Annotated in this window: 23 protein-coding genes, 1 CRISPR repeat array and 2 riboswitches; of the genes, 13 read left to right on the forward strand and 10 right to left on the reverse strand. The window is 49.3% G+C overall.

Annotated elements, in window-relative coordinates; all coding sequences use genetic code 11:
• Positions 1-81: 81 nt before the first annotated feature.
• Entirely contained in the window at positions 82-1773 is a 1692-nt protein-coding gene (gene cas3f, locus BGK46_RS03180) for a type I-F CRISPR-associated helicase Cas3f (RefSeq protein WP_069587014.1), read from the reverse strand.
• Positions 1770-2741 carry a type I-F CRISPR-associated endonuclease Cas1f gene (gene cas1f, locus BGK46_RS03185; RefSeq protein WP_069587015.1) on the reverse strand — a complete coding sequence of 324 codons (972 nt, stop codon included), beginning with the start codon at positions 2739-2741 and terminating at the stop codon, positions 1770-1772. The genes cas3f and cas1f overlap by 4 nt, the downstream gene beginning before the upstream one ends.
• Positions 2742-2995: 254 nt before the next feature.
• On the opposite strand from cas1f, the gene BGK46_RS18050 reads away from it, so the two are divergent.
• Both BGK46_RS18050 and BGK46_RS03200 read left to right on the forward strand, forming a co-directional pair.
• Complete coding sequence (locus BGK46_RS18050; RefSeq protein ID WP_084781228.1) at positions 2996-3595, forward strand: type II toxin-antitoxin system RelE/ParE family toxin; 600 nt, start codon at positions 2996-2998, stop codon at positions 3593-3595.
• Positions 3596-3707: 112 nt separating this feature from the next.
• Positions 3708-5176: direct repeats of the CRISPR family, unit length 28 nt; unit sequence TTTCTAAGCTGCCTGTGCGGCAGTGAAC.
• 218 nt (positions 5177-5394) lie between these two features.
• Positions 5395-5679: a TIGR03643 family protein gene (locus BGK46_RS03200; protein ID WP_069587016.1), complete on the forward strand. Its 285-nt coding sequence runs from the start codon at positions 5395-5397 to the stop codon at positions 5677-5679.
• Between the two features lie 321 nt (positions 5680-6000).
• Here the strand turns inward: BGK46_RS03200 and BGK46_RS03205 are convergent, their stop codons facing one another.
• Both BGK46_RS03205 and BGK46_RS03210 read right to left on the reverse strand, forming a co-directional pair.
• Positions 6001-7164, reverse strand: a complete 1164-nt coding sequence (locus BGK46_RS03205; RefSeq protein ID WP_069587017.1) for an amidase family protein — start codon at positions 7162-7164, stop codon at positions 6001-6003.
• Positions 7165-7285: 121 nt separating this feature from the next.
• Positions 7286-8452 (reverse strand): J domain-containing protein, encoded by a 1167-nt coding sequence (locus BGK46_RS03210; protein WP_175418633.1) that lies wholly within the window; start codon positions 8450-8452, stop codon positions 7286-7288.
• Between the two features lie 254 nt (positions 8453-8706).
• Positions 8707-8794: riboswitch (glycine riboswitch) on the forward strand.
• Between the two features lie 2 nt (positions 8795-8796).
• A riboswitch (glycine riboswitch) is annotated at positions 8797-8876 on the forward strand.
• Between the two features lie 79 nt (positions 8877-8955).
• On the opposite strand from BGK46_RS03210, the gene BGK46_RS03215 reads away from it, so the two are divergent.
• On the forward strand, positions 8956-10359 hold the full coding sequence (locus BGK46_RS03215) for an alanine/glycine:cation symporter family protein (protein ID WP_069587019.1): 1404 nt from the start codon (positions 8956-8958) through the stop codon (positions 10357-10359).
• A 123-nt stretch (positions 10360-10482) separates the two neighbouring features.
• Here the strand turns inward: BGK46_RS03215 and BGK46_RS03220 are convergent, their stop codons facing one another.
• On the reverse strand, positions 10483-11160 hold the full coding sequence (locus BGK46_RS03220) for an HAD family hydrolase (protein WP_254659649.1): 678 nt from the start codon (positions 11158-11160) through the stop codon (positions 10483-10485).
• A 306-nt stretch (positions 11161-11466) separates the two neighbouring features.
• Here BGK46_RS03220 and BGK46_RS03225 point away from each other — a divergent pair, with 306 nt between their 5' ends.
• The 7 genes from BGK46_RS03225 (at position 11467) to BGK46_RS03255 (ending at position 17986) form a co-directional block, all read left to right on the forward strand.
• Positions 11467-12051: an FMN-dependent NADH-azoreductase gene (locus tag BGK46_RS03225; protein WP_069587020.1), complete on the forward strand. Its 585-nt coding sequence runs from the start codon at positions 11467-11469 to the stop codon at positions 12049-12051.
• A 162-nt stretch (positions 12052-12213) separates the two neighbouring features.
• Complete coding sequence (gene sbcB, locus BGK46_RS03230) at positions 12214-13635, forward strand: exodeoxyribonuclease I (protein ID WP_069587056.1); 1422 nt, start codon at positions 12214-12216, stop codon at positions 13633-13635.
• A gap of 199 nt (positions 13636-13834) precedes the next feature.
• Complete coding sequence (locus BGK46_RS03235) at positions 13835-14326, forward strand: winged helix-turn-helix domain-containing protein (RefSeq protein ID WP_069587021.1); 492 nt, start codon at positions 13835-13837, stop codon at positions 14324-14326.
• 76 nt (positions 14327-14402) lie between these two features.
• Positions 14403-15149 carry a hypothetical protein gene (locus BGK46_RS03240; protein WP_069587022.1) on the forward strand — a complete coding sequence of 249 codons (747 nt, stop codon included), beginning with the start codon at positions 14403-14405 and terminating at the stop codon, positions 15147-15149.
• Positions 15121-15918: an ABC transporter substrate-binding protein gene (locus tag BGK46_RS03245; RefSeq protein WP_217492716.1), complete on the forward strand. Its 798-nt coding sequence runs from the start codon at positions 15121-15123 to the stop codon at positions 15916-15918. The genes BGK46_RS03240 and BGK46_RS03245 overlap by 29 nt, the downstream gene beginning before the upstream one ends.
• 182 nt (positions 15919-16100) lie before the next feature.
• A complete protein-coding gene (gene cdd, locus BGK46_RS03250; RefSeq protein WP_069587023.1) occupies positions 16101-16997 on the forward strand; it encodes a cytidine deaminase in 897 nt (298 codons plus the stop codon).
• Positions 16998-17086: 89 nt separating this feature from the next.
• A complete protein-coding gene (locus BGK46_RS03255) occupies positions 17087-17986 on the forward strand; it encodes a DMT family transporter (protein ID WP_069587024.1) in 900 nt (299 codons plus the stop codon).
• Between the two features lie 40 nt (positions 17987-18026).
• On the opposite strand, the gene BGK46_RS03260 is transcribed toward BGK46_RS03255, so the two are convergent.
• Entirely contained in the window at positions 18027-18644 is a 618-nt protein-coding gene (locus tag BGK46_RS03260) for a thiopurine S-methyltransferase (protein ID WP_069587025.1), read from the reverse strand.
• Between the two features lie 256 nt (positions 18645-18900).
• On the opposite strand from BGK46_RS03260, the gene BGK46_RS03265 reads away from it, so the two are divergent.
• Positions 18901-19314, forward strand: coding sequence for a hypothetical protein (locus BGK46_RS03265; RefSeq protein WP_069587027.1), 414 nt, complete (start codon positions 18901-18903; stop codon positions 19312-19314).
• Positions 19315-19331: 17 nt separating this feature from the next.
• Here the strand turns inward: BGK46_RS03265 and BGK46_RS03270 are convergent, their stop codons facing one another.
• Both BGK46_RS03270 and BGK46_RS03275 read right to left on the reverse strand, forming a co-directional pair.
• On the reverse strand, positions 19332-19739 hold the full coding sequence (locus BGK46_RS03270; protein ID WP_069587029.1) for a hypothetical protein: 408 nt from the start codon (positions 19737-19739) through the stop codon (positions 19332-19334).
• A gap of 301 nt (positions 19740-20040) precedes the next feature.
• Positions 20041-20400, reverse strand: coding sequence for a hypothetical protein (locus BGK46_RS03275; protein WP_069587031.1), 360 nt, complete (start codon positions 20398-20400; stop codon positions 20041-20043).
• 316 nt (positions 20401-20716) lie between these two features.
• Here BGK46_RS03275 and BGK46_RS03280 point away from each other — a divergent pair, with 316 nt between their 5' ends.
• Positions 20717-21400: a DUF2982 domain-containing protein gene (locus tag BGK46_RS03280; protein WP_069587033.1), complete on the forward strand. Its 684-nt coding sequence runs from the start codon at positions 20717-20719 to the stop codon at positions 21398-21400.
• A 32-nt stretch (positions 21401-21432) separates the two neighbouring features.
• On the opposite strand, the gene BGK46_RS03285 is transcribed toward BGK46_RS03280, so the two are convergent.
• The gene (locus tag BGK46_RS03285; protein WP_069587035.1) at positions 21433-22077 is read right to left on the reverse strand and encodes an MBL fold metallo-hydrolase; all 645 of its coding nucleotides are present in this window, start codon (positions 22075-22077) and stop codon (positions 21433-21435) included.
• A 313-nt stretch (positions 22078-22390) separates the two neighbouring features.
• On the opposite strand from BGK46_RS03285, the gene BGK46_RS03290 reads away from it, so the two are divergent.
• Positions 22391-24124, forward strand: a complete 1734-nt coding sequence (locus BGK46_RS03290) for a GNAT family N-acyltransferase (RefSeq protein ID WP_069587037.1) — start codon at positions 22391-22393, stop codon at positions 24122-24124.
• A 90-nt stretch (positions 24125-24214) separates the two neighbouring features.
• Here BGK46_RS03290 and BGK46_RS03295 read toward each other — a convergent pair whose 3' ends face one another.
• On the reverse strand, positions 24215-25954 hold the full coding sequence (locus tag BGK46_RS03295; protein ID WP_069587039.1) for a L,D-transpeptidase family protein: 1740 nt from the start codon (positions 25952-25954) through the stop codon (positions 24215-24217).
• Between the last annotated feature and the right edge of the window lie 73 nt (positions 25955-26027).

Raw genomic sequence — 26027 nt, forward strand, 5'->3', positions numbered from 1 at the left:
TATAAATGCCAAAATCCAATATATGAAGCTTAGAGCCAAAGGCTTTAGAAACAAACAACGGTTCAAGACAGCGATACTGTTCTATTTTGGGGGGCTTGATATGACTTTCCACCATGAACGATGAAGAGCCTTATTCAGCCAGTGTTTTAATCGGCCATCGTAAATTTGCCCTTCATAGCTGATAAACAGTTGCTCGAGGAAGTCTTCAGTGGATTCACTGCCACCGGAAGACTGATTTGGCGTATTTTGCGCCTCGTGCAAGCGCTGGATTGCTTGCGAGCCAACGAGCACAGCCAACTCATCATCGCCAAGTTTCAGCAAATCGCGATACGCATCACCGGTTTGCAAGGTGAGTGTTCTCAACCCCAGCGCCACCGAGAACCGGCACCCCTGCCAAGGATCGGATAACGCATACATAATGCGCGCGTTGGCAATGGTTTTTCCGCAACCTGTCGACGCCATATTAATGCCGAAAAAGCCCTGTGTTTCCGACTGAGTGGCTATGGTTTTAGTTTTCTGATAAGCGATATCTTGCCAGCGATACTTTTCTTGTTCGGCGCCTTGGCTAAAACGGCGGTGCTGAGCAATCGCCGGCAAGGTCCATTTGAGCGAAGGTAAATTCTCCGCAAAGCGTCTCGCATTAATGGCCACGCCGATGTTGTGCTCATCCAACTGTTGTTTAGGCAGCGCGCTTTTGCGTTTTCCCTGAGACTGGTCTGTGTTAGCAATAGGCGCGTAATGGCCGTCCCGCCATTTGGGCTTGGATTTTTCCAGCGGCAGCGACGAGTAATAATGATCCGCCAGCATTAACGATAAACGTGCCATATGGCTGACAAACCGCTGTGATAACCAATCAACTTGTCCATGAGCGCTCCACGGATATTGGCGGGCACGCTGGGCCAATTGACGCGCTTTTTGTTGCCAAGGCTGGCTTAAAAACGGGGTGCCATCGGGAAACCGCCAGTTATCGGCAAGCGCCTGCGTATCATATTTGGCGAGGTCAAGTGCGTTGGGCGCATTCCAGTGGCTGCCAAAGCAACGGAAAAGCCATTGATCAATTTGCGAGAGCTCAACTGGCGCGTTGTCGGCATCATAGTTCACGGGCAATCGGTGATGCGACACAATCAGCCAAGCCACGAGGGATGCGAATGGCGATAAGCCATCAAAGACCGGCTGATAGCCGTCCGTTTCAGTAAACAGTCGCGCCAGTAACTCAGTTTCATGCTCAGTAGCCGTTTCAGGCGTAAGCTCGCTAAGTTCATCAAGCCATTGTTGATCCTTTTTGCCCTTGGCGAACGCCTCGAATAAACGCAAGGATACCCATTCATGACGGTATGGTTCGCCTCGGTGTGTTGTTTGGCCGCGAAGCTTTTGCTGAAACAGCGCATTGGCTTTGCCAAAATCGTGAAACAACCCCGCCATGGCCGTTGCCAGCACGATCACCTCATTAAGCTGCCAACCCTGCTCCCATTCTTTGTGGCTAAGATCAAGCTCAGTGCGATTGACTGGCACATTGCCTTCTAAGTTAAACTTGCGGCGGTTACCCACAATCCACACGAGTTGGCTATGGGTCCTCGAACGAATCCAATGACAACTGACCGCAGTGCTGCGGCTGGCGGTTTTGCTCAGCATTTTTCGCACCGTGTTTAAGCCATCTTCGGTGATCAGTGTTTGCCAGGTGTTATCACCAATTCGGTTGGCAAAGGCATCGAGCACACGGCGGGTTTTCTTCAGTGCCTTTTTCTCGCACTGAGAAATAAAGGTCACCATCATCGTTGCTGCTCCGTTATCTCATCTTCAGAGTCATCTTGCAGCGCAATGGCTTTGATGGTGTTGAACATAAAGTCCATCGCCTTATGCTCAATAAAGGCTTGCAGGACTTGTTGACGAAACTCTTGCTCTGTGACGTTTTCTTTGGCGCATACAAACGCCCAAGGCAGCACGATGGCATCTTTGATTAGGTCAGCCGCATCAAACACCAGCGCGCCGCGACGGGTTTTGCCATGCATCACCGCAAACCCGTGCGGGATCCCAAGCACCCACAAACAACTCGCTGCCAAGCCATAGGCTAAGTAGTTGCCATGATTTAAAAAGCGGTTGGCGAGATCGTCGGCCTCATGCTGGCGTTTAAAACCGTTTTTTTGCGTGCGGTTGGCGGCGTGTTTGTAGAGCGCTTTGGTCAGCTGCGCTTCGGTAAGCAATAAATCAGCTGGCTTGCTGGCCTTGTCGGTTCTTTCCACAAAGGTGTCGAGCGCGCCAGCCAATTCGGCGACATCGAATCCTTCAAGCTTAAGTTCACGGCTCGCTTGCCAGACCTGCTTTAAGTAACTCAGACGTGCCAGCTGAAAAGCCCGCGCAGCGTCCAGTCGCTTTTGATCATCAAACCAAAAGGATAACCAACCTTGCAGGTATTCGGTGGGTCGATACTCGCTTTGCGGCGTAAACCATTCGACCTCGGTTGCCATATGCAGCGGTGTGCCTCCACCTCCGCAGAATCCAACCAGCACGCCCGCTTGCGAGAGCATACGCATCGCCGCTTGCGTAATTGACGTACCGGTGCCGAGCAGTAAGACGGTGGTATTGGCAATCGGGATATTAAAGTAGAGGTTTTCGCGTTTGGCCTCCACCAAGTACAACACACGCCCGTCTTTTTGCATCACACGGCAATGCTCGAGGTAGTACATATTGGCGCGTTTGGAATGAAGGATGGTTTTAAGATCCGAGGGCGATAGATCGTCCATGAATGTCCCTTTCGTGATTGTCCGAGTGACAAAGCAGATCACTCACAAGCGCTAGAAAGGTAACAAAAATAGCAATGCATGCCCGTGAAACAAGGCACAGTTTAGGGTTTGAAGGAAGATCGCAATCTACTGTCTGTACGATTGTTATGCGAATCAGATAACAATAATCGCCCACGATTACTAGGGGTTACTCGGTATGATAAGTGGATTTTGATCCACAAACACTTATCATATATGATAGCTATAAGTGAAAGATGCACTGGAATATTGTTTTTTATCGAGGCGTAGAAGAGAGCATTCTCAACATGTCTCCTAAGATTCAAGCGCGAATGCTCAAGCTGCTTGAATTAATAGAAAAACATGGCGCAAACTTAGGCCCTCCTCACACAGAATCATTAGGTAACGGCCTGTTTGAAATTCGCGCCAAAGCAAAAGAAGGGATCGGGCGAAGTCTATTCTGTTATTTAGACGGTCCCAACATCTATGTCCTTCATGCATTTGTGAAGAAAAGCCAAAAGACACCAAAGAAAGACTTAGCATTGGCAACAGGGCGTATGAGAGAGGTGAAAATGAATAGCTTACAGGCATTAAAAGCGAGAGCATTACAAAACCCAGACGTGAAACAAGCATACGATGAATTGACGCCTGAGTTTGAATTGATCGATATGTTACTCAGTATGCGTAAGCAGGCCGGGCTAACTCAACAGCAGGTTGCAGAACGTATGGGGACGAAAGAAGGCAATATTTCTCGACTTGAAAAAGGGAAAGGCAATCCAACCGTTAAAACCCTGTTTAACTATGCAAAAGCATGCAATTGTAAGCTTAACTTTGGCTACAAACATGCGCCAAATTAACGTGTATGGTCAATACCAGTCATGCGCTTATGTTGATATTGAACCATCCCCCTACTTCCTCTATGCCACGACCCACCAACAATGAACTGGCATCAAAAAACAACTATTTCAATGTCTAAGCTGCCTGTGCGGCAGTGAACTATTAACTCACGTTAAAAACACGTTGGCATAATTTCTAAGCTGCCTGTGCGGCAGTGAACACAGGCATCCTTGGCCTGCTCGGTCTCGACAATTTCTAAGCTGCCTGTGCGGCAGTGAACGCCAACCCTATCACATGGATAGTGCTTGCCGTTTTCTAAGCTGCCTGTGCGGCAGTGAACCGTTCCAGCCGACGTTAACGTCTTCGCCAAGTTTTCTAAGCTGCCTGTGCGGCAGTGAACTCGCGTCTGCGTGGGCTAGAGGGTCGTCACTATTTCTAAGCTGCCTGTGCGGCAGTGAACATATAGGTACGTATAGCGACTTTTCTGCAGAATTTCTAAGCTGCCTGTGCGGCAGTGAACGTGTGCGCCTTTGTGTTTTACGGCATATATTTTTTCTAAGCTGCCTGTGCGGCAGTGAACAAAACGTAAAGTTTACCTTGATTAACACATAATTTCTAAGCTGCCTGTGCGGCAGTGAACCGGTTGCTTGCATGGTTTGGCGTTTTAGCTTATTTCTAAGCTGCCTGTGCGGCAGTGAACTAGCACCTGACATGCCTAATGAACAAGAAAAATTTCTAAGCTGCCTGTGCGGCAGTGAACGACAATTACCTTCGAAACATCCGGCGGTTCGTTTTCTAAGCTGCCTGTGCGGCAGTGAACGTGAGCAAGTGGAAAGCGGCGAACGCCGTGGCTTTCTAAGCTGCCTGTGCGGCAGTGAACCTGCCAACCTTGTGGCCACGCGTGACGCTAACTTTCTAAGCTGCCTGTGCGGCAGTGAACGAGTGGTCGGTCAGCTTCAAAGACTTTCTTTTTTTCTAAGCTGCCTGTGCGGCAGTGAACTTTTGAGCGCCGGCACCGCAGTATTAAAGTGATTTCTAAGCTGCCTGTGCGGCAGTGAACTTGTCACTAGGGATTCGAAGATACCCATCCAATTTCTAAGCTGCCTGTGCGGCAGTGAACGCGAAAGTGCGCGCACCGCTTTGGCGTGACCTTTTCTAAGCTGCCTGTGCGGCAGTGAACTTGCGCTTGCGTGACGTCGGCGTGCAAGTGGCTTTCTAAGCTGCCTGTGCGGCAGTGAACGTTGCTCGCACTTAATCAGATAAGCGTCGGGATTTCTAAGCTGCCTGTGCGGCAGTGAACAATAGTTGGCGAGCCTTGGAGTGTTCTCTATCTTTCTAAGCTGCCTGTGCGGCAGTGAACCAGCAATGACCGGCAGAAGCGTTCTTCTTGTCTTTCTAAGCTGCCTGTGCGGCAGTGAACAGTACCCGCAAGGGCGTGTACCTTTTCGGTACTTTCTAAGCTGCCTGTGCGGCAGTGAACAAACACTGATCGACATGGCGGAGATTGCACTGTTTCTAAGCTGCCTGTGCGGCAGTGAACGAACGGTTGATGTTTCTCATATTCGTTGCCGAGTTTCTAAGCTGCCTGTGCGGCAGTGAACAATAGAATAACCTAACAATCGTTCGATACAACAGGCTGTTAGGATAAAAATCGTCTTTTACCCTTGTTAAAAAGGGCCTTTCGTAACTAACTGTTTTTATGGTGTATTTTTAAATGTCCCAAAAATAAGGGTGAAAACATTGATTGGTCAGAAAGAACACGCTGATCGGTTTTTCCTGCGCTACCCGTATTATTTGCCACCAGCATAGGGAGACAGATATGGCTTTGAACGAGCAACCGGGAGAGATTGACCGAATTATAGAAATGGCATGGGAAGACAGGACCCCTTTTGAAGCTATTGAAACACTGTATGGCCTGCGACAAGATGATGTTATCGCGCTGATGCGCCGTGAGTTGAAGCCGCGCAGCTTTAAGGTATGGCGTGAACGCACAAACGGCCGTAAAACCAAGCACAAAGCGCTGCGTTCAGCGTCTGTGGGCCGTAGTCATTGTAAAAGCCAATATAAAGTAAAATCGTCTAACGGTAAGGCCAATCGCAGATAAAAATGATGTCACAGCGAAGCGGCTGAGTGGTTAATTGATCGTCTCTGTCACGTTATGGAAACGTGACAGTCAAATTGTCACTTTCTACTGGCGGTTAGTCTGTGCTTCAACCTCAAAGCCAATCTAACTCACAGCGTTATTTTTCAAATAGTTATGCGTTAAAAACAACACTAATCCAACTACTTATCCACAGTTTCTGTTGATAGTAAATCGACATCGGATAACTTATTTAAACTTTAAATATCAGCAAGTTAATTGCATAAAATACAATTTTATAGAAATTTCTTGACGACAGCGTGGCTAAAGATTCCAGAACTAAGCTTAACCGACCCAACGGTGTGCTACTTCCATCAATAACTTATCTTTGTTGGGGTGTGCCAACAATGTGACACCGTAAGGAGCTTCTTGGTAGTTAAATAATGGCAAGGTTAACTGCGGTAGCCCACAAACATCGGCCAGCGCCATGAGGCGTCTTTGTGCCAAATTAAAGATGTCGCTTTGCTCTTGGCCTGCGTCTCTTGGCAAGATCTCGCCCGGCGTAGACGGTAGAATCAGCACTTTATCACTTGGCCACATCGCACACACGGTATCTCTGAGTTGCTTGCGCGTTTTTTTCGCTTGGAAATGGTCTTTGTAATTAATCGCTTGAAGGCGGGCTAAGTAGCTTTGTGTGGAAGACGGCAAGTCTAGCTTTTGCTTTTCCAGCCATTCTTGATAGACCAGTAAAAACTCATGGCTGGCAATGGCAACTTGGGCGTTCTCAATGCGTGTTAAAACGAGTTTGTTCATCGCCAACGTGGTTTCATGCGGTAAAGGTAACGCCTCTAATTTTTTGTAGAAACAATCCATGGCTTCGTCACTGTAATAGAGTGCGAAGATGGGTTCCGCCAACACGACACCGACAATGTTTTTGATCGCCGTTGAAGGTTTCGCCACCAGCTCTTGGAACTGGCTAATGGGCGCTAATGCCTGACTACAGACGCCCGGATTATCAAATGTTTCTGCCGCAGGTAGCAAACCACTCGCGTCGATGAGCCCTGGCGTAGGCCGATAGCCAAATAAGCCACAATGTGCCGCCGGGATGCGTACACCGCCAAAAGCATCATTACCAATGCCTAAGTGAGCCAGTTTTTTTGCGACTGCGACGGCAATCCCTGCATTACTGCCGCCGACGCGATACTTGCGGTACTTTGGATTGCGAAGCTCAGCATAGAAAGGATTGAGGCCGGTAATACTAAAGGCGAGCGGATCCACTTGCAGTTGGCCAATTAAATTGGCGCCTTGAGTCATCATGGTGTGCAGCACCGCCGCATCTTTGGCCGATTCAGTGCGCCCTTCCGACCATGCAGGAATACCGATCCCCGACACCAAACCTTCTACCGCTACAGAGTGAGAAACAGCAATGTGATAACGCCTGAATACCCCACCGCCGCTATCCTGACGAGGTGGATCATACCGATGCGCAAACATGGCTTGGTCTAACATTGGCGTTCCTTATCACAAAATCAATCGAGCCTTATTGATCAGTGTAATACAGGCGCGACAAATCAGACGCCTGAGTTGGACGGTAAACCATGTCGATGCAAATGAAAGTGTTACTGGTTTTTTAAAAGTTTGCCGCTGTCAGCCCTGGTGCTCGTTGACACGATTGTTCAAAGGCACTGAGTTGAGGGGCAAGATCCTCACTGACAAAGGTATCGTCAAATATTTTCACTTTGCGGGCGAGCTGCCAACTATCAATCGACGCGCCTTGTCCGTAGGGAATTGCATACACATGAAAGTGTTGACGCTGAGTAATGTAGTCAAGATTTGGCGGTACGCGTAAAGGTTGATAGGTGGTATTAAGGTAGACGTAAAACTCCCCTTGGCAATTGGCCACCACATACGAGCCTTGCTCACTGCGTAACGCTAGATAAGGTTGTGGTACTTTATCAAACTGATTCACATGCCATTGATTCGCTATTGCAGTTAGCTGGATCATCGGAGCGGTCGGCATGGACGCACGCGAATCGCTTACCTGGGGTGTCGGCGTCGGTGCAGGTGCCGTTGTTTGATTGTTTTCCAACGGTTCAACAATTCTGACACGTTGCGCCACCTCTGGCGCCGATTGGCCTAACAAGGTTCTCATCATGCTTTGCCAGTGGCTAGTCGGCAACATCAGCACCGCAATAACGCTCCAAGAAGCCAATACCCAACGCCATGCTAAGCCGGGCTTTGCGGCTTTAAGCGTCACTGGCGTTGCTTTGTGTTTGAGCTCGGTTTCCAGTTGTTCAACCTGAGATAGTGCCTGTTTTAATTCTCGATTGAGCTGTTTACTCTCTTTCTTGTCACTGTCATGTTGCTTTGATAACCGCTGATGCTGCTCTTCTAAGACATGATGTTGCTTTTCCAGCTTCTGATAGTGCTCCCGCCATTGGCGATTATCAAACTCCAGCTTGGCAATTTTCGCGGTTAGATGCGCAGGGATTTGGTTGTTCGCTTGGCGGGCTCGTAAAGTTCGATTCTCTTGCTGCAATGCGGCGAGTTCTTTTTGTAACCGCGCCACTTGGCTACGCAATGCTGCCGTGCCACCAGCAGACTGTTGACTGTCGAGCGGGCTGTGATCGCCCTTGCCATTTTTAACCGCTTGATACGCTTCACTGACAAGCTGCATCAACCCTGTGCTTCCACCTTTATCTGGATGCACACGAATAGAAAGTTGACGATAGCGTTGTTTAATTTGCTCGGCGCTTTCACTGGCGCCAACGCCTAAAAGTTCGTTCCAAGTGGTCATATCAGGGCCCATCATTACGGCTTCGTCTTGCAAACTTAATCACAAGGTGTTGATCCGTGTTATCGGCAAAGGATCACATTTATTGAGTATTTATGGGTCGAGATTTCAGTATAGCCAGCACCCTATTGTTCGGAGATAAAAGTTTAAAGAGTGCAAATTTTGCGCGCTTCTTTAATTGATAAGAGTCTTTATTGATTTTTGCATTGCATTCATATTTCTGTGATCTATCATACTTACCGCAATATGACGTTCCGATGAAGACAGCAGGAGAGAGGTGGCATTCGCCATCCGCCGAAGAAGTAAATCTTTCAGGCACTTAAATGTATGGACTGCTGTTGGAGGAGCCTCTGGAGAGACCCGTTAAGTCGGGCGCCGAAGGAGCAAGCTTGTTTTCAAGTGAAACTCTCAGGCAAAAGGACAGAGGAGATACCCACCCCAATATGTAGCACTTTTGTTAATATTAGTGTGGCTTATCTCCTCCTTTGATGTTTAAAGGGGGATAAATGCAATTTCTAACTCAATTACCAGATATACCATCACTTCTCGCCACCATTGACGACTGGATATGGGGCCCACCGCTCTTACTACTCCTCACGGGAACCGGTCTGTTCTTTACCGTACGGTTAGGGTTTATCCAGCTACGCCGTTTACCTTTTGCACTAAAACAAATTTTTAAGCCGGCGGATGCCTCAACCCAAGGCGATGTTTCTGGCTTTGCGGCTTTATGTACAGCATTGTCCGCGACTATCGGAACAGGAAATATTATTGGTGTCGCAACCGCTATCGCGCTGGGCGGTCCCGGCGCCCTATTCTGGATGTGGCTAGCCGCGTTTTTAGGCATGGCAACCAAATACGCAGAATGCTTGCTAGCGGTGAAATATCGCGAAACCGATCACAAGGGCAATATGCTGGGCGGGCCCATGATGTACCTTTCTAAAGGGGCTGGGCAACCGCTGTTAGCGAAGCTGTTCGCGCTGTTTGGATTAGGCGTCGCCTGCTTTGGTATTGGCACCTTCCCGCAAGTTAACGCCATCAGCAGTGCCGCTACTCACCTGTTCAATATTCCCACCGTGGCGGTCGCAGGGATCTTAACCGTACTGGTGGCTCTGGTAACCATTGGCGGGGTGAAGTCGATTTCAGCCGTAGCGGCCAAAATCGTTCCCGTGATGGCGGTATTCTATGTGGTCGCGTGTTTATGGGTGCTCGGAGCGAACATTGAACAACTCCCACACGCCGTCGCGCTGGTCTTTGAGTCCGCGTTTACGGGAATGGCAGCAACCGGTGGTTTTGCCGGTGCGGGAATGATGCTTGCGATTCAAGCCGGTATTGCACGCGGCGTATTTTCTAATGAGTCGGGACTGGGCAGCGCCCCTATCGCCGCGGCTGCAGCCAAAACCGATTCTTGCGTTGAGCAAGGCCTTGTTTCCATGACCGGTACTTTTATCGATACACTGGTGATTTGTACCATGACGGGCCTGACCTTAATTCTGACCCAGTCATGGTCAGGGGAGCTGGCAGGAGCCGCGATGACCTCCCATGCCTTTGCAGTCGGTATGGAGAGCAGCATTGGGCCGATGCTGGTGAATATTGGCCTGTTATTTTTTGCCTTCACCACCATTCTAGGCTGGCATTACTATGGTGAGCGTTGTGTCGCTTATTTGTTCGGTAAACGCGCTATCTATCTATATAAGCTCATTTTTATTGGATTGATTGCATCAGGATCTTTTATCCATCTGAACACCATTTGGATCCTTGCTGATATCGTTAATGGCTTAATGGCGATCCCGAACCTGATTGGCTTGTTGCTACTTCGCCATGTGGTGATCAACGAAACGCGCACCTACTTTAATCAAGAGGCGGCGAGCCCAGCTCGTGCCGAGCATACCACTTGCAGCCAAGTGCATTAAGTTGCGGCTAAGTGTATGAGTGGCTCGTTACCACCTCGGTCAGCCCGCTGATACAGCAAACGTAAAAAAGCCGGTGAGTACACCTCACCGGCTTTTACGTATTACTCAACAGGCTGTCATTGCTTACGCAAACTTCACCGCGTCGGTTTCTTCTATGCCTAAACGCCCTAAAATGGCGCGTGGATTAACGAAATCGTTGATTCGGGTGTGGTGTTCCACTTTATCCCCTACCGCGACGAACTCATAATCCAGTGATTGAGTCGCCTGTTTGTCCCATACCCCGTCACCAAAATAAATTCGGCGATCAAACTGCACGCCATAATCTTGCTTGGCACGGAACGCCGCGAGTGCCATCACTTCACTGCGGCTCATCGCATCCGAGCATGACGAGAACACGATACCATCGACATTAAAACCGGCCGCCTTTAACTTCATCCGCGCGGTTTCTTCCCAGCCACCCGTCGCAATGGCAAGGGCGACAGAAGGTACTTGACGCATCTCATTGATAAACTCGACCGCGCCCGGAATGGGAGTCATACCGTTTTCCGCAATGGCGTGCGCGAGCTTTTGCATAAACACACGTTTCACTTCTCGGAAAATGGTGATTTTCTCTTTTTTCAGGTCGTTTTTATCGATGAGTTCTTCGATGATACCTGCGTCGGTGATATTGGTGTATCCACCCCAATCATCAGGCACTGTCAGTCCCGTCACAGCAAAAATGGCTTCACTAAAACACTCGTGGTCCATTTGGCAGCTGTCTACCAGCGTACCATCCACGTCTAACATAAATAGATTTTTCACGCGCTATTCCTCAAATCCCGTTGCGTCCACACAAGCACACGGCTTGTTGATTTGATTGTGGCGCTTCCCCAATGCAAGCTGTCTGTCCGACACAACGGCCATTATAACATTATTTTTACATTTTGGACGACAGCCGAGCGCAATCATACGCCCCTGCTTGATAACTGCCAATGCTCACTCGAAAAGTTGTTACATCAACGAAATTTTTGAACAAGTTTAACGAATCCTTGACGTGGTGTTTTTACGCCCAAACTCTACACTAACCAAGGTCGCAATATGCAGCCCGTTAATTTTAAGGAGAACGTAATGAAAGCGCTTGTCATCAAATCAAGTATTCTTGGCCCCCATTCTAGCTCGAACGCCGTGATCGATGGCGTGGTGAACAACCTATCACCTGATTCTTTGGTTGAGCGTGACTTGGCAGCCAATCCATTGCCGATCCTTGACGGCGAGCTTGCCGGTGGCCTTCGTGGCGGCAGTGATCTGAATGAGCGTCAACAGCAAACGCTGGCGCTTTCTGACCAGTTAATCAACGAGATCCAACAAAGCGATACGCTAATCATCGCCGCCCCGATGTATAACTTCACGGTGCCCGTGCAGCTGAAAGCGTGGATTGATCTTATTGCCCGTGCTGGCGTGACATTTCGCTATACCGAAAATGGTCCTGAAGGCTTAGTGACAGGTAAGCGCGCTATCGTTGTCACCACACGAGGTGGGATGCACAAAGGCGGTAACACCGATCACGTGACAGGTTATATGCAAACCGTACTTGGTTTTATCGGTATTACAGACGTTGAATTTGTCTACGCGGAAGGCCTCGCCATGGGTGAAGACTTGGCCAGCAAAGCCATTGACGATGCAAAACAGCAGCTCAAAAAACTGGCTTCTTAATCGCAAAAGACCCATTGTTTGGTGCAAACGCCTGCCAATGTGCAGGCGTTTAGGTTAGCAAGCGCGCGAGGATTGGTGATCCGCGACGCCAATGTTACCATGTGCGGTCTAATGCAGGTGGTTGAGCCTGCTTTCTTTTCTTTGATCAGATTGGATGCGATTGTGACCGACACCGCCCAGCCAACGTTTTTTATCTACGACTTTGAGACCTTTGGCACCCACCCGGGTAAAGACCGCCCTTGTCAGTTTGCCGGCGTGCGCACTGATAGCGACTTCAACATTATCGGCGAGCCCTTAGTGCTGTTTTGTCAGCCACCGAATGATTATTTGCCCGCACCAGAGGCCTGCTTAATCACCGGGATCACACCACAGTTAGCGGTGAAAAAAGGCTTACCTGAGCCCGAATTTATCGCCCGTATTCATGAGGCACTCTCTCAGCCAAATACCTGTGTCTTCGGATATAACAATGTACGCTTTGATGATGAGGTGACCCGCTACACGTTGTACCGTAACTTTTATGACCCATACGGTTGGAGTTGGCAAAACGGAAATTCACGGTGGGATTTACTCGATGTGATGCGCGCTTGCTATGCGTTGCGCCCCGAGGGTATTGAGTGGCCGCATGATGAAAATGGCAAGCCAAGCTTTAAGCTGGAAAAACTCTCGGTTGCCAACGGCATTGAGCACAGTAATGCGCATGATGCTATGGCGGATGTATACGCCACCATTGAGCTGGCCAAAAAAGTAAAAGCTGCGCAACCGCGTTTATTCAATTATTTGCTGACCCATCGCCATAAAAACAAAATCAAAACCCTGATTGATGTGGTGAATATGACCCCACTGGTTCATGTCTCGGGTATGTTTGGCACCGAGCGAAGCAACACCAGTTGGATCGTGCCGGTTGCTTGGCATCCTGAAAATCCCAATGCGGTGATCACCATTGATTTGGCGCGAGACCCAGCACCGCTTTTTGAGCTTGATGTCGATGCGCTGCGCGAGCGTTTGTATACGCCTCATCATGCACTCGCGGAGGATGAATTACCGGCACCACTGAAACTCGTGCACATCAACAAATGCCCGGTCTTAGCTGATGCCAAAACCCTACGTCCGGAAGATGCTGCGCGCTTAGGGGTGGATCGCGAAGCCTGCTTGCGTCATCTAAAAGCGCTCAAAGGCGCACCAGAGCTGAGAGAAAAGCTGGTTGCCGTCTTTGCCGAATCAAAACCCTTTGACGATCAGGACGTCGATAGTGCCCTATATGCAGGCTTTTTCTCGAAAAGTGATCAAAGTGCGATGGAAATTATTCGAGCGCGCGATCCTGAAAACCTTGCCGCGCTCGATTTGAGCGTTGACGACTGGCGCATAAAGCCGCTGCTGTTCCGCTATCGCGCGCGTAATTATCCGTGGACACTGACTGACGCTGAGCAGCAAAAGTGGTTTATGCACCGTCGCGACTATTTCGAGACCCACTTGCCTGCATACATGGAAAACTTACAGCAATTGGTCGATGCTCACCAAGACGATGAACACCAGCTGAAGATCCTCAAAGCGGTATACCACTATGTGGAATCCTTGGTCAGTTAATTTTGCTTCTCTTGCCGTGGTATCATCTGAGCCATTGGCAAGGGAAAGCCTACTATCTTTCTGATAGATAATCGCTTTTCAAAATTTCCTCACACGCTGTCCAACTTCGTCTACCAAAAAAAACGTCCATATTCTAGTTGCAGAACCGTGATTTGAGTCCACACTTTTAAAAAGAGTATCGTGTGGAGTGGGCTCAATTATGACAACCAAAGTGAATACGCGCTGTTATCGATTTGCGGATGTTGATTTCGAACCAGAAAGCAGAACCTTATATTGGACCGACCAAACCATCACGGTACTGTCCTACGAAGAGTCACGCATGCTAGAAATGCTTTGCTACTACGCGGGAGAAGTGCTATCCAGCCGCACGCTATTTAAGCAAGTTGCATTACCGGATAGCTCGTTTGCGCAGCACCAAAGTGTGGTGACGTCTTTAATGGCAAAGTCCTATCGTAACGGCAAAAAGTGCTTGCCCTTTGAAGTGGTAGGCGAGTTTGGCTACCGCGTTGCCTTGCCCCAACAAACCCTGTCGCATCGACCCGCACCGAGAAAGCAACCACAAGCCGATGAGCCACCATCGCTCGCGAAGCCAGATGATTTACAAGCGGCAGACTTTAGTATCACCAAACCACTGATTGTGTTACTTAGCGCTGCAACCGTGATTATTGGAATAACAGCATTACTCACATAAGCCGATCAGTCGATGTAAATAACATGCTTGGGTAAACCCGAACAGCCCAGAGCCAGTTTGTTGTATGGAGGGGCCTATGCTCACGAAATCAGTATCATTGGTTGTTGTCACGCTAGTCGCCATGTTGATCAGTCTCTCAGCATTGGCTCAACAGGAAGCGAACCGCACGATAACCTTGCACATGGGAGAAATTCCGGGACTGATTAATTTTGATGGCTCCGGCGCCTTTGTCGATTTTGCTCGTTATCTCGACGCCCAAGATCCGAGTACAGACATCACGATCAGCATTTATCCAATTTTTCGCGCGATCAACAATATCTCTCGAGGCCAAGCCGATATCGCGCTCCCTGCTATTCGTCCATTAAAAGAAGATATCAGTGATCTACCCTTTGCCTTTAGCACCGTCTCTTTTGGCGTTGTTCCGCACGTGCTCTATACCCATAAATCTAAGCCACTGAATGCAACGCTGCTAAAAGCCAATCCAGATGGTTACATTATTGAATCCATTCCTCATGACTTTGATTTTGAAGTGGTCCGCTCTCACAGCATACGCCAGTCACTTAAACGGCTGCATAATGGCAGGATAGATGCCTTTATTTGGGCGCAAACCGAAGCCGACCAAGTGTTGAGAGAGCTTGGCTATACCGATATTAAGCGCAAGTTATTCGCGGATATGGAAGATGTCTTTATGATCCCGAAAGGTGAAGCGGGAGAAGAGATCGATGCCTACCTAACCCAATTGCTCACACCTCTCATCGAAAGCGGTGAGCTAGAGCAGCAACACAGGAAAATTCATGCTCCCTATGATGATTGGCAACCTTAATATGTCGATCCAAGCAGGACGAGTCGGCGCTCTGCTCAGCGCGTTAGTGCTTTTCTTGATAGGGCCGTCACCGATACAGGCGCAGCCATCGAACAGTGACGCCCCCACACACACATTGGTGATCCACATGGGGGAGCTCCCGGGACTGATAAACCTTGACGGGTCAGGGCCATTCGTGGATTTTGTACGCTTTCTTGATGACCAAGATCCGAACACACAAATCGAGATCACCGTATTTCCCATTCATCGCGCGATTAATGGCATCGTACGAGGTAGTGCCGATTTAATGCTGCCCGCCGTGCGCCCAACGAAAACAGTCACTGATTTGCCCTTTGCATTTAGCAGTGAGTCGTTTGGCGATGTCACCCATGTTTTATATACCCATAAAAATAATCCCCTCCCCGTTGATGTCCTATGGGCTAATCCGAAACCTTATACGATTGAGGCAGTGCCCTACTACATGCCGTTTAAAGTCGAACGTTCGCACGGCATAGAACAATCCTTGCGCCGTCTCGCCGCTGGCCGCATTGATGGGTTTGTTTGGGCACAAGAAGAAGCCGATATGATGCTCAAGCAGTTAGGGCTAACCAATATTCGCCGCGCACATTTTGCTGATTTTCAAGATGTATTTGTGATCCCCAAAGGAGAGAAAGGTCAGGCCATTGATGCCTACCTTACCGCGTTGATCACTCGCCTGCGTGACAGTGGCGCATTAGCGCGTGAGTATTATAAAGTTCATCGCCCCTACGTGGACTGGCAACCGGAATAGCAAGCTTCACGACTGTATTTAAAAGCAATCATAGTGACTGTATTTACAGGCTTAAAAATGTTGACGTCACTCTAAGTTTGAGCAACAAGATTATGTTTGCATTGTATGCGTGATATTACTCACACATTTATCAAGATCGCTTCTCTACACTGATAGGCCGTTAACCATTTAGAAGTGATGCTATGCGAACCGCACTCATTGACGCACTGACACAATTGCCAGACTCACTACAGAGCACCGTCTCCGAATGGCTTCACGCATCGGCGTTTGATGCGACCTTTACGCCCGCGCAAGTGGCAGATATGGAAGCCGCGAGTGGCCTGTCTGGCACGGCATTGCGCCTTGCTTTACTCCCGCTGGCCGCAGCCTATGCTGTGACACCCATTTCTCGTTTCAATGTTGGGGCGATTGTCAGAGGAGAAGATGGCACGTTATACCTAGGTGCAAATATCGAACTGACTGGCGTTCAACTCGGACAAACCGTGCATGCAGAGCAATCTGCGATCAGCCACGCATGGACCAAAGGGGCGACGCGCTTAACCGACATCACCATTAATTACAGTCCTTGCGGCCATTGTCGCCAGTTTATGAATGAGTTAAATGGTGCTGAGGACTTAGTGATTCAACTGCCTAAATCGGACGCTAAATCACTGCACACTTATCTTCCCGAAGCATTTGGCCCTGCCGACCTAGGTATTGAAGCGCGACTGCTTGCCGACCAAACGCAAGGCTTAACGGCGGACGATATTGACGATCCTCTGCTTAAACAAGCCGTTGAAGCGGCGAACATTAGCCATGCACCTTATTCGGGCAACTACAGCGGTGTCGCGATTGAAACAAGCGATGGCCGTGTATTTAAAGGAATGTATGCCGAGAATGCGGCCTTTAATCCGAGTTTGCCTCCGCTTCAAGTTGCTTTAATTGCCGCCAATATGGCGGACTACTCGTGGGATAAGATTGCCTCTGTGGCATTAGCCGAAGTGGTGAACAGTACCGTGAGCCATCTGGCCGATACCCAAGCGAGCTTGGATGCCATTAATCCCGACATTCCCTTGTTATATGCAGGGTTAAGAGCTTAATACAAAACATCAGGCCGCATTGATTTCTAGTCGCTCTGCGGCCTGTTTTACGCTACTATCCGAGCATCTTTTTTCGGATAACCACAGCGATGAAACAAATTCATAATCCCATCCAAGGTGCTGCCTGGATGTTGATCGCCGGCCTCTGTTTTGCGCTGGTTAATAGCCTGTCACAATACGTCAGTTTTAAACTCGGCTTGCCGTCAACCACCGTTGCCTTTATTCAATATGCGATCGCACTGGTTGCCATGATCCCGTGGCTGAAACAGCTGGGTGTACGCCACGCATTAAAAACAGAACATTTAGGAAAACACTGTCTGCGCGTGTTTATCTCGGTGATTGGCATTCAACTGTGGCTGTGGGCCCTCGCCTACCCCGTACCGATCTGGCAAGGTATTGCTCTACTGATGACTTCTCCCTTGTTTGCCACCATCGGTTCTGGGTTATTTTTACGAGAACGTGTCGGTATCGCTCGCAGCTTAGCAACCCTCGCGGGTTTCTGTGGTGCGATGATTATCTTGGAGCCTTGGTCAGAAGGATTTACGTGGGCCACCTTATTGCCTGTCGGCGCTGCATTTTTTTGGGCCACCTATTCGCTGATGGTCAAACGTTTATCCGCCTATGATCCGCCAACAACTATGGTGGTCTACCTGTTGCTATTGATCACGCCTTTTAATTTGGTGCTTGCCGTACCGGATTGGACGCTACCAGCGAGTGCGACAGCATGGTGGATGCTGATCGGTGCTGGCCTGCTCACCGCCTTAGCCCAATGGGCCATCGCCAAGGCCTATGCCGTTGCAGATGCTTCATTTGTTCAGCCGTTTGATCACGCCAAATTGCCGTTAAATGTGTTGTTTGGCTGGTTAGTCTTTAGCTGGGTTCCACCCGGTCGATTATGGTTAGGGGCCGGCATTATTATCGCCGCCGTGTTCTTTATCACGCACTGGGAATCCCGTCAGTATCACGCCACCAAAGCCAAACCAGCGTAACGTACTCGATAAAAAAGGGCCTGATGGCCCTTTTTTATCATTATTCAGCGGCTTGAATCAGCCAGACTTGCTCCCCTCGCTCACCACAGGGTTCGGTACAGGTATCGAGCAAGGTCACTTTCATACCTTGATAGGTCTGTCTAACCAGCTGTTCATCCATAGAGAATGGCGGATGATCATCACTTTGTGGATAAAACAGAGTGACAAGCAACATGCGACCACCTGGGGCCAGTAAGGAAGTGACGCGATCAACATACTGCTGACGCATCGATGGAGGCATTGCCACTAACGCCGCCCGATCATAAATTAACGGTGCCGGCTGCAAACGCGCAGTAAAGAAATCACCACTGATCAACTCTAATTCGTCAAAGCAATAATGCGTGTGTCCAGAAGGTGCCGTATACACTTGCGGTGTGTAAAGGTTTTCAGAGAAAAAAGCGCGTACCGCGATATCACTAAGCTCTACCCCAACCACACGCTCATGACGCTCGGCTAGCCAATTCAAATCGATAGACTTACCACACAACGGAACCAGCACTTCCTCGTCCAAACGCGGGTTTAGTGCAGACCAATACGCCATCAACATGGGGTGTACGCTATCGCGATGAAAGCCAATTTGATTTTCGGCCCAACGTTGATGCCAAAACTCTTGCTCCATGCTCTCTCCGACTCAATTTAAAAGTCCTTGATTATATCTGAATTCCCTGACGATGCAGAGAGGCGGCCGGTCCCTCGTCTCTACAAACAGTGTCGTTTTGTTCACGAACGCTCCTTGTTCGGCTATCGCCTTTCCGATCACAACACGATAGAGATAACGATCCTGATCACAAATTAATCATCAGGCAACTTGCCAACGGTCAGATTTAATAATACTGTTCTTTTATACAGTATTGATCATATATACAGGTATCCGCATGTACACGACATCATCTCTTACCAATATTAAGCCCGTACATCACGCAACCAATACCGCGCCGTTAACGCACACCGCCACGTATGCGATGCAAGATGCACGACAAACTCATTGGCAAGCGATGATGCGAGCATTAGCGCTCAAGTCACGACAGCCCAAATGGGTCACTGTCATCAATCCACCGCGTACATTTACGGCCAAATATCTTCAGCAATGGGGAATTCATCCTAATCAAGTGAGAGTGATTCGCAGCCGTAACGGTTACGATGACTGCGCACTCGTGGAAGGTGCTGTGAAAGCCAATACCTCTTGCGCTGTGTTGGCCTTTTCACCGCAAGCCGAGAAAATCACTCACTATGAAACAGGGACACAGTGGGTGGCGTTTGTAAATCCAGCCGTGTTGCACTGCCATTGAAGCAATTCGTCGAGACGTTAAACAGAAGGAAAAGTGAGGCGTACCCACTCACGATTTTCGTTGCTGTACTCCAACAGTGCACCCGTTTGGTCGCTAATTGCCTCCATTTGACGGTAGTCCAGTGCATACGGCATCAAAATGGTTAGCTCGCGAATACTTTGTTGCTGAGCCAATTTGGCAAGGCGCACTAAGTTAACCGTATCTGTATTGCGAAATGAGAGTACCTGCGCCGCTTGCTGATGCAGACGATCTTGAGCGGTCAATGCCTGTTGGGCGTGATGCTCAAGCACCGTATTAAATGCAGGCAACAAACTGCGAAATATGTCGACAAACGTCCAGTTAGGCTGTTGTTCTTCGCATAGAAAATGGGTGTAGTCGAAGACGACTTCAGTCGGTGTTTTCAGCTGGGTAGACAGCGCTTCCATGGCTTTTACCTCCAGACAGAGAAAGAAAACTGACGTCTCTCTACTATATGCAGTTTTAAACAGATGTCTGGAAGATCATACAGTATTTTGCGTCTGATCATGCTTTAATCACGCGAATGCGTAATAATGACAAGATTTTTTAACAATAAAAGAACAACCCAATGAAAAATCACTGCATTATTCACGTTATTGCCACATGAAAATAAGAAAAGCGTATAAGGAAGGTCGGTAGGGTGAGTAACCCGCTTAAACGCTAATGGTATCGACGCCATCAGCAGCTTAAGCGGGCCAGCAAATGCGATTAACAGGCTTTGTAAATAACCTTGTTAGATGCCACTTGCACACGCTCCACTACACCCTCTTCGGTGAGTTTTTTCAGCGCGCCTGTCGCCCAAGAGGCGGCTTTGCTATCTTCTTGACCGGCAGCCAAACCGATGCCTTTAGGATTAATCCCTTCTGGGTTGGCTTGTACAATATCAAGCACCTGTTGTTGCTTTGGCGTGAGTGACACTGAGACGCTTGCAGCAGCTGGCGCGGCGGCAGGTGCAGGCTTTGCTGCGGCAACTGGCTGAGTTTTAACTGGACGCTGACGTGCTGGCGACGTTGCCTTTACACGCTTGTTCAGTTTGAATTGTACCTTACGCTTGTGAGAGATTTTCATTCAATCATCCTACTCCGATGCACTACGTTCAGAGCCTCTGAATGCAGCGGGTGAAAAACAAAGCGCGTTTTATACCAAATTTTGACGCTCTTTTGTAGGTAAGTGTGCCCGAGTACGCGTAAAGATCGTGATATTCCGCGACAAATGTTTACCAATCCAGTGTTTTTTAGGCAAACTAATCAGACACTTTCCTCGTATACTGGTTAAAAGAAGAGACGTTTTCGACTCGAGACAGAGTGTCGCCCGTTGGCACATCCACCCGCAAAGTGGAGCGCCGACATCGCTGATTTTTTACCCATAGGTTGCACGTAGGATCATGGACGCGCTAAAAACGGTTAAAATCTATCCTCCGCAATTTGAAGCCGCTCGATGGAGTATGCTCGCAGCCATGGCGGTTGCATTCGGATTAGTTTGTTTTTTTCTGATCCAACCCACCTTGTCATTCGGCCAAGGCGTACTGGGATTGATCGCCATTATCGCCATTTTTTTCACCATCAATAAGTTGCTACAGCGCGTACAACTCTCCTTTTCCCTCTCTTTTATGCACCTACAGCATCATAGTTTTCGCGGGGGATGGGCATTAAAGTGGAAAAATATCGCAGCTATCGGTATTCCACAGGTTTATCGGCAAGAGGGGATCAGTGAGCCTCTCCCTTGGGTGGGAATTAAAATCAAGCACTATGACGCTCTCCTCGAAGGGATCAGCCTGCGCATGGTCACGCATATTATTATGACTCAGCGCGCCCTGTTAATTACCGCCTATCGCCGTGCCCCCAGTAAGCCCAGTAAACCACTTGAAGATATGATGTTTGACGATACGCCATATCGCGGTGAAAACGGTGTTCTATACAAAGGGCTGATGGCGATGCTCGCCAATCGCATGCGTTATACTCGCGAGCTTCTTGGCTATGACATTTTTGTCAGTGAAGATTTATTGGATAGGCCGTTGGAGGATTTTGTAGGCGTGACGCGACGCTATCTCGCCGCCGCCCAAGAGTGACAGCGACGAGCGCAGCTACCTATCGAACGGCGCTAAAACGCGCCGGTCAGGAAGGGGTTGGTTTGTCGCTCATGCCCTAACGTGGACGTCGGACCATGACCCGGAATGAAAGTCACATCGTCCCCTACCGGCAATAAGGTGTTTTTGATGGCATTGATCAAGGTTGCGTGATCTCCTTTCGGAAAATCAGTGCGCCCAATCCCGCCATTGAATAGCACATCGCCAACCCATGCTGTACGGCCTTGCTCGTCCACAAAAACAATATGGCCTGGCGTGTGGCCCGGAGTAAATAATACCGATAATTGTCCTTCTCCAACCGTCACCGTATCGCCTTGTTCCAGCCATTGGTCCGGCTCAAACGGCTCGGCGTGCGCAAAGCCAAACATCTGCGCCTGTGCAGGCAAGGCTTGCAACCAGAATGCATCTTCTTTATGCGGCCCAATCACTGGAATATCTAACGCTTTGGCAAGCTCAACCGTTCCGCCCACATGATCAAGGTGGCCATGAGTGAGCAAAATTTTCGTTACTGTAACATCAAGTGCATGAATCATTTGGCGCACTTTCGCAATATCACCGCCCGGATCGACAACGGCAGCTTGCTTGGTTTTATCACACCAAATGATGGAGCAATTTTGTTGAAATGCCGTAACTGGCACAATCTCGTAATGCAACGCCATGAGAGATCCCTTTTATTCGCGAGGCCGTGTCACACACAACCGTCTCTGTCTAAGCTAATGAATATGGGCCTCACTATGCCACGCTGTCATGAGTTTGCAACTGTGCTGCCAAGCCGTTGTCACCTTTCCTACCTAGCATTGATGCCTATACGGTTATGGTGACCCCCACCAACCATAGATAGCGGCTATTTTGTGATCTTTACCGCGTTATGTGTGATGAGTTCGCACTAAAGACTGTGAGGATGTAAGCAAATGTCGTTTTTAACGTCTAACCAAACAGTGCATGAGCACGGTTCTGGACGCAAGGTTGACTATGTTTGATGTTGATAAGGTATTAGCTTCGAATTACCCCAAACTGGAGCAACGCGCATGGCTTAAACGCCCCATGATTAAAACGTTGCGACGGCTGTTACACGAGCAGGAGTTTCACGATTTCGCCCACCGTTACCCTCACCTACAAGGGTTTGAGTTTGTCGAGCAGGTACTGGATTACTTTAATTTCAGCTACCGCGTCAGTGATCGTGAAAAAGAGCGCATTCCTGAATCGGGGCGCGTGGTCATTATCGCCAACCATCCGATAGGCTCGTTAGACGGCTTGGCATTGCTAAAAATGGTGCGTTCGGTACGTCCTGATGTAAAAGTGATCGCGAACGAGCTTCTTATGCAAATTACTCCTTTGCATTCGTGTCTGCTCCCTGTCAACAACATGGGCGGTCGCACCCCAAAAGAAAACCTCCAAAACATCAATCAATGGCTCGATAACGACGGCGCGCTAATTATTTTCCCGGCCGGTGAAGTGTCGCGCGTCGCCCCTTCTGGCATTAAAGATGGACCATGGCAACAAGGCTTTTTACGGATGGCGACCAAAGCTAAGGCCCCAATCCTTCCTATTCATGTTGACGGACGAAACTCTGCCACCTTTTATGGCGCGTCCATGGTGTACAAACCCTTGTCGACCTTACTCTTGGTAGAGGAAATGTTCCGCCAAGAGAATAAAACCATCGTCTTTACCATTGGTGAAATGATCCCACACCATAGCTACAGTCCCAGTGCCAATCTCCCGGTGAGAACACGGGTAAAGCTATTTCACAAACACCTCTACCGATTGGGAAAAGGTAAGCCCGGTTTATTCCCCACCGAAGCTGCAATTGCCGCTCCTGAACCGCGGTTAGATCTCAAGCGTGCGCTAGAAACCAGTGAAAAGCTTGGAGAAACCCCCGATGGTAAGTTGATCTTTCTCATCGACTATCAAGCCGACTCACCCATCATGCGAGAAATTGGGCGTTTACGCGAAGTCGCCTTTCGCGCTGTCGGAGAAGGGACGGGAGCTCGACGCGATCTCGATAAATTCGATCAGCATTATTGGCACCTTGTGCTCTGGGATCCGGTCGAGCTGGATATTGTCGGTGCGTATCGGCTGTGTGATACCCAAAAAACCGTGGCAGCTCAAGGAATAGAGGGGATCTACGGCGCCAGCTTGTTTGACTTTGAGCAAGGTATGCAACCTTTTCTTGCTCAGGGATTGGAACTGGGCCGCAGTTTTGTGCAGCCCAAGTATTGGGGCAAGCGCAGTCTCGACTATCTATGGCTTGGTATTGGTGCCCTGTTGGCCCAGCGTCCTCAGTATCGATATTTATTTGGCCCAGTGACTATCAGCAACGCCATGCCACAAGCGGCCAAAGAGTTGCTGATCTTTTTCTACCGTACCTATTTTGCCGGAGACAGTGATTACGCACGCTCTAAACGCCCCTACCGTTTGGCGGCCGCGAAAGAGAGTGAATTACTTGCCCATTTTAGTGGCGATGATTATCAGCGGGATCTCAAACAGCTCAAAATGCTGTTGGATCACCTTGGCGTCGGGATCCCGACTTTGTACAAGCAGTACAGTGAGTTATGCGAGCCTGGCGGCGTACAGTTTTTAGATTTCGGCGTCGATCCTGACTTTGCCGACTGTATTGATGGTTTGGTCCTCGTTGATTTAAACAAGCTTAAAGCTAAACGCTATCAGCGCTATATCGCCCCTCATTTGGCCCATCAAACCGAATAGATCTCAGCGTTATGCAGCGGCGCGACACTCTCGTGCCGCTGACCCTCGTCGTCTATGCAGAGACCGCCCGCTTCTGGATGCTTATTAGGACTACTGAGTATGTTCGTTTTGTTGTAGCGGTCGCTGCTGGGTCAAATAACTCGGCTCCCGCGTCGTGACATCTCGATTAGGTTTGGTGTCATAGGCGTAAACATCATCTCGAAATGCAACGCGCCCGTCTTCCGTCACCCACGCCGTTTGATATATGGTTTGTACGGCGAGTGGACGACGCAAACTGATCCACTTGGTTTGCGTCGCATCCAGATAGGTTTGATAGTCGGTTAAACGTTGTCCTGACAAATCGAGCAGCACATTGGCCAGTTCCTCGGCATATTCCACCCGAATGCAGCCGGAGCTAAACGCGCGGCGTGATTTGCTAAACAAGCTGCGTGCCGGCGTATCGTGCAGATAAATCGCATTACGATTAGGGGTGTTAAATTTAAATCGTCCCAAGGCATTTAGCTTGCCCGGCGCTTGCTGCAAGCGATAAGGAAACCCATCAACCCGCACTTGCTGCCAGTCAATCGTGGTTGGATCGATGCTTTGATCGCTGTGCCAATCAGGCAGAATTCGATAATGGTTTTGGCTCAGGTAAGACTCATCGCGCGCTAACTTTGGCAAAATATCCCGTCGCACAATACTTTGCGGCACATTCCAGCTGGGGTTAAGCACCACCGAATCAAGCCGAGACGAAAACAATGGTGTACGGCGCGATGTGCGTCCAACCACGACCTTACTTTCAAACACACTTTGATCATCAAACCATAAGGTCATCCGGTAATCGGGAATATTGACCACAATACGATTCGGCTGATTATCCGGCCATAGGCGAAGCCGCTCAGCATTGAGCGCGAGCAATCGAATGCGGTCTTGCGCATCACGATTTAGCCATCGTGCCGTCGATGGACCAATGATGCCATCCACCGTCAGTCCATGTTGCCCTTGGAATTCGCGCACGGCCTCCAACAAGTCACCGCCATAACGAACGCTGTGCCCATCAATCGCTTGTAGCCGTTGATCTTCCCCCCAAAACCCTTGTCGCCGCAGATTTTCTACCAAATTCAACGCAAAGGTTGTCGCTACCGCCTCATTGGGTCTGACTAATCCGTTTAATGCCACCGTTGGCCACAGTTGGTTCGCATCTTGTTGTAGCCGGATAATTTCGGTCACTAACGCGCGATATTGCTGATTAGCAGGGCGACGATGGTATAAAAAGGCGTAAAGCGTATGGTCTAACCCAGCCTGAAATACCTGTTCCCGCATGGGCAAAGCAGGCGCCGGAAGTGGCGCGCGATGTTGAGCGCCAAAAAACCATTGTTTTCCTTTCTGGGGAATAGCGGCCTGATAGCTGAGCAATGCATAGAGGGTATCGGTCGCAAACACATCGTATGCCAAATCTTGGCCTTGCTCGCGAAGCTGGCGTAATTGCCATGCTCGCCATTCAAACTCGGGGCTGATCCCAGCGAGCGAAATCACGTTCACCTGTGTTTCAAGTTCATAGCGCGCATCGTCTCTCTCCCACAGCAAAACGAATCCGTGTTCCAGATAGTCGCGGGTGAGTAGATCAGGATAGGCGAGCACAGTGGCATCCGGCGCGGCCGCTTGCAGCCAATCTCGGGCATGCTGATAGGCGCGTTTATGATGCTCATCGGCTGACAAAGACTGTCCGGCTGATTCGGTCAAAAACCGCACACTGCTACTGCTGTTAGGCGATGCCGCATGGACAGGTGACCAGATTAAGCTGAATACAATCAGAAGGTTAGCCAAATAGGCGTCCGGCCTTATTTTCATACACACCTCCTACTCCATGCTTTAATTATGGCAAAATTTCGCCTGACAGAAGCAAAATGATAGTCTGATTTTG

This window comes from Salinivibrio sp. SS2, assembly GCF_001722075.1.
GTDB lineage: Bacteria > Pseudomonadota > Gammaproteobacteria > Enterobacterales > Vibrionaceae > Salinivibrio > Salinivibrio proteolyticus.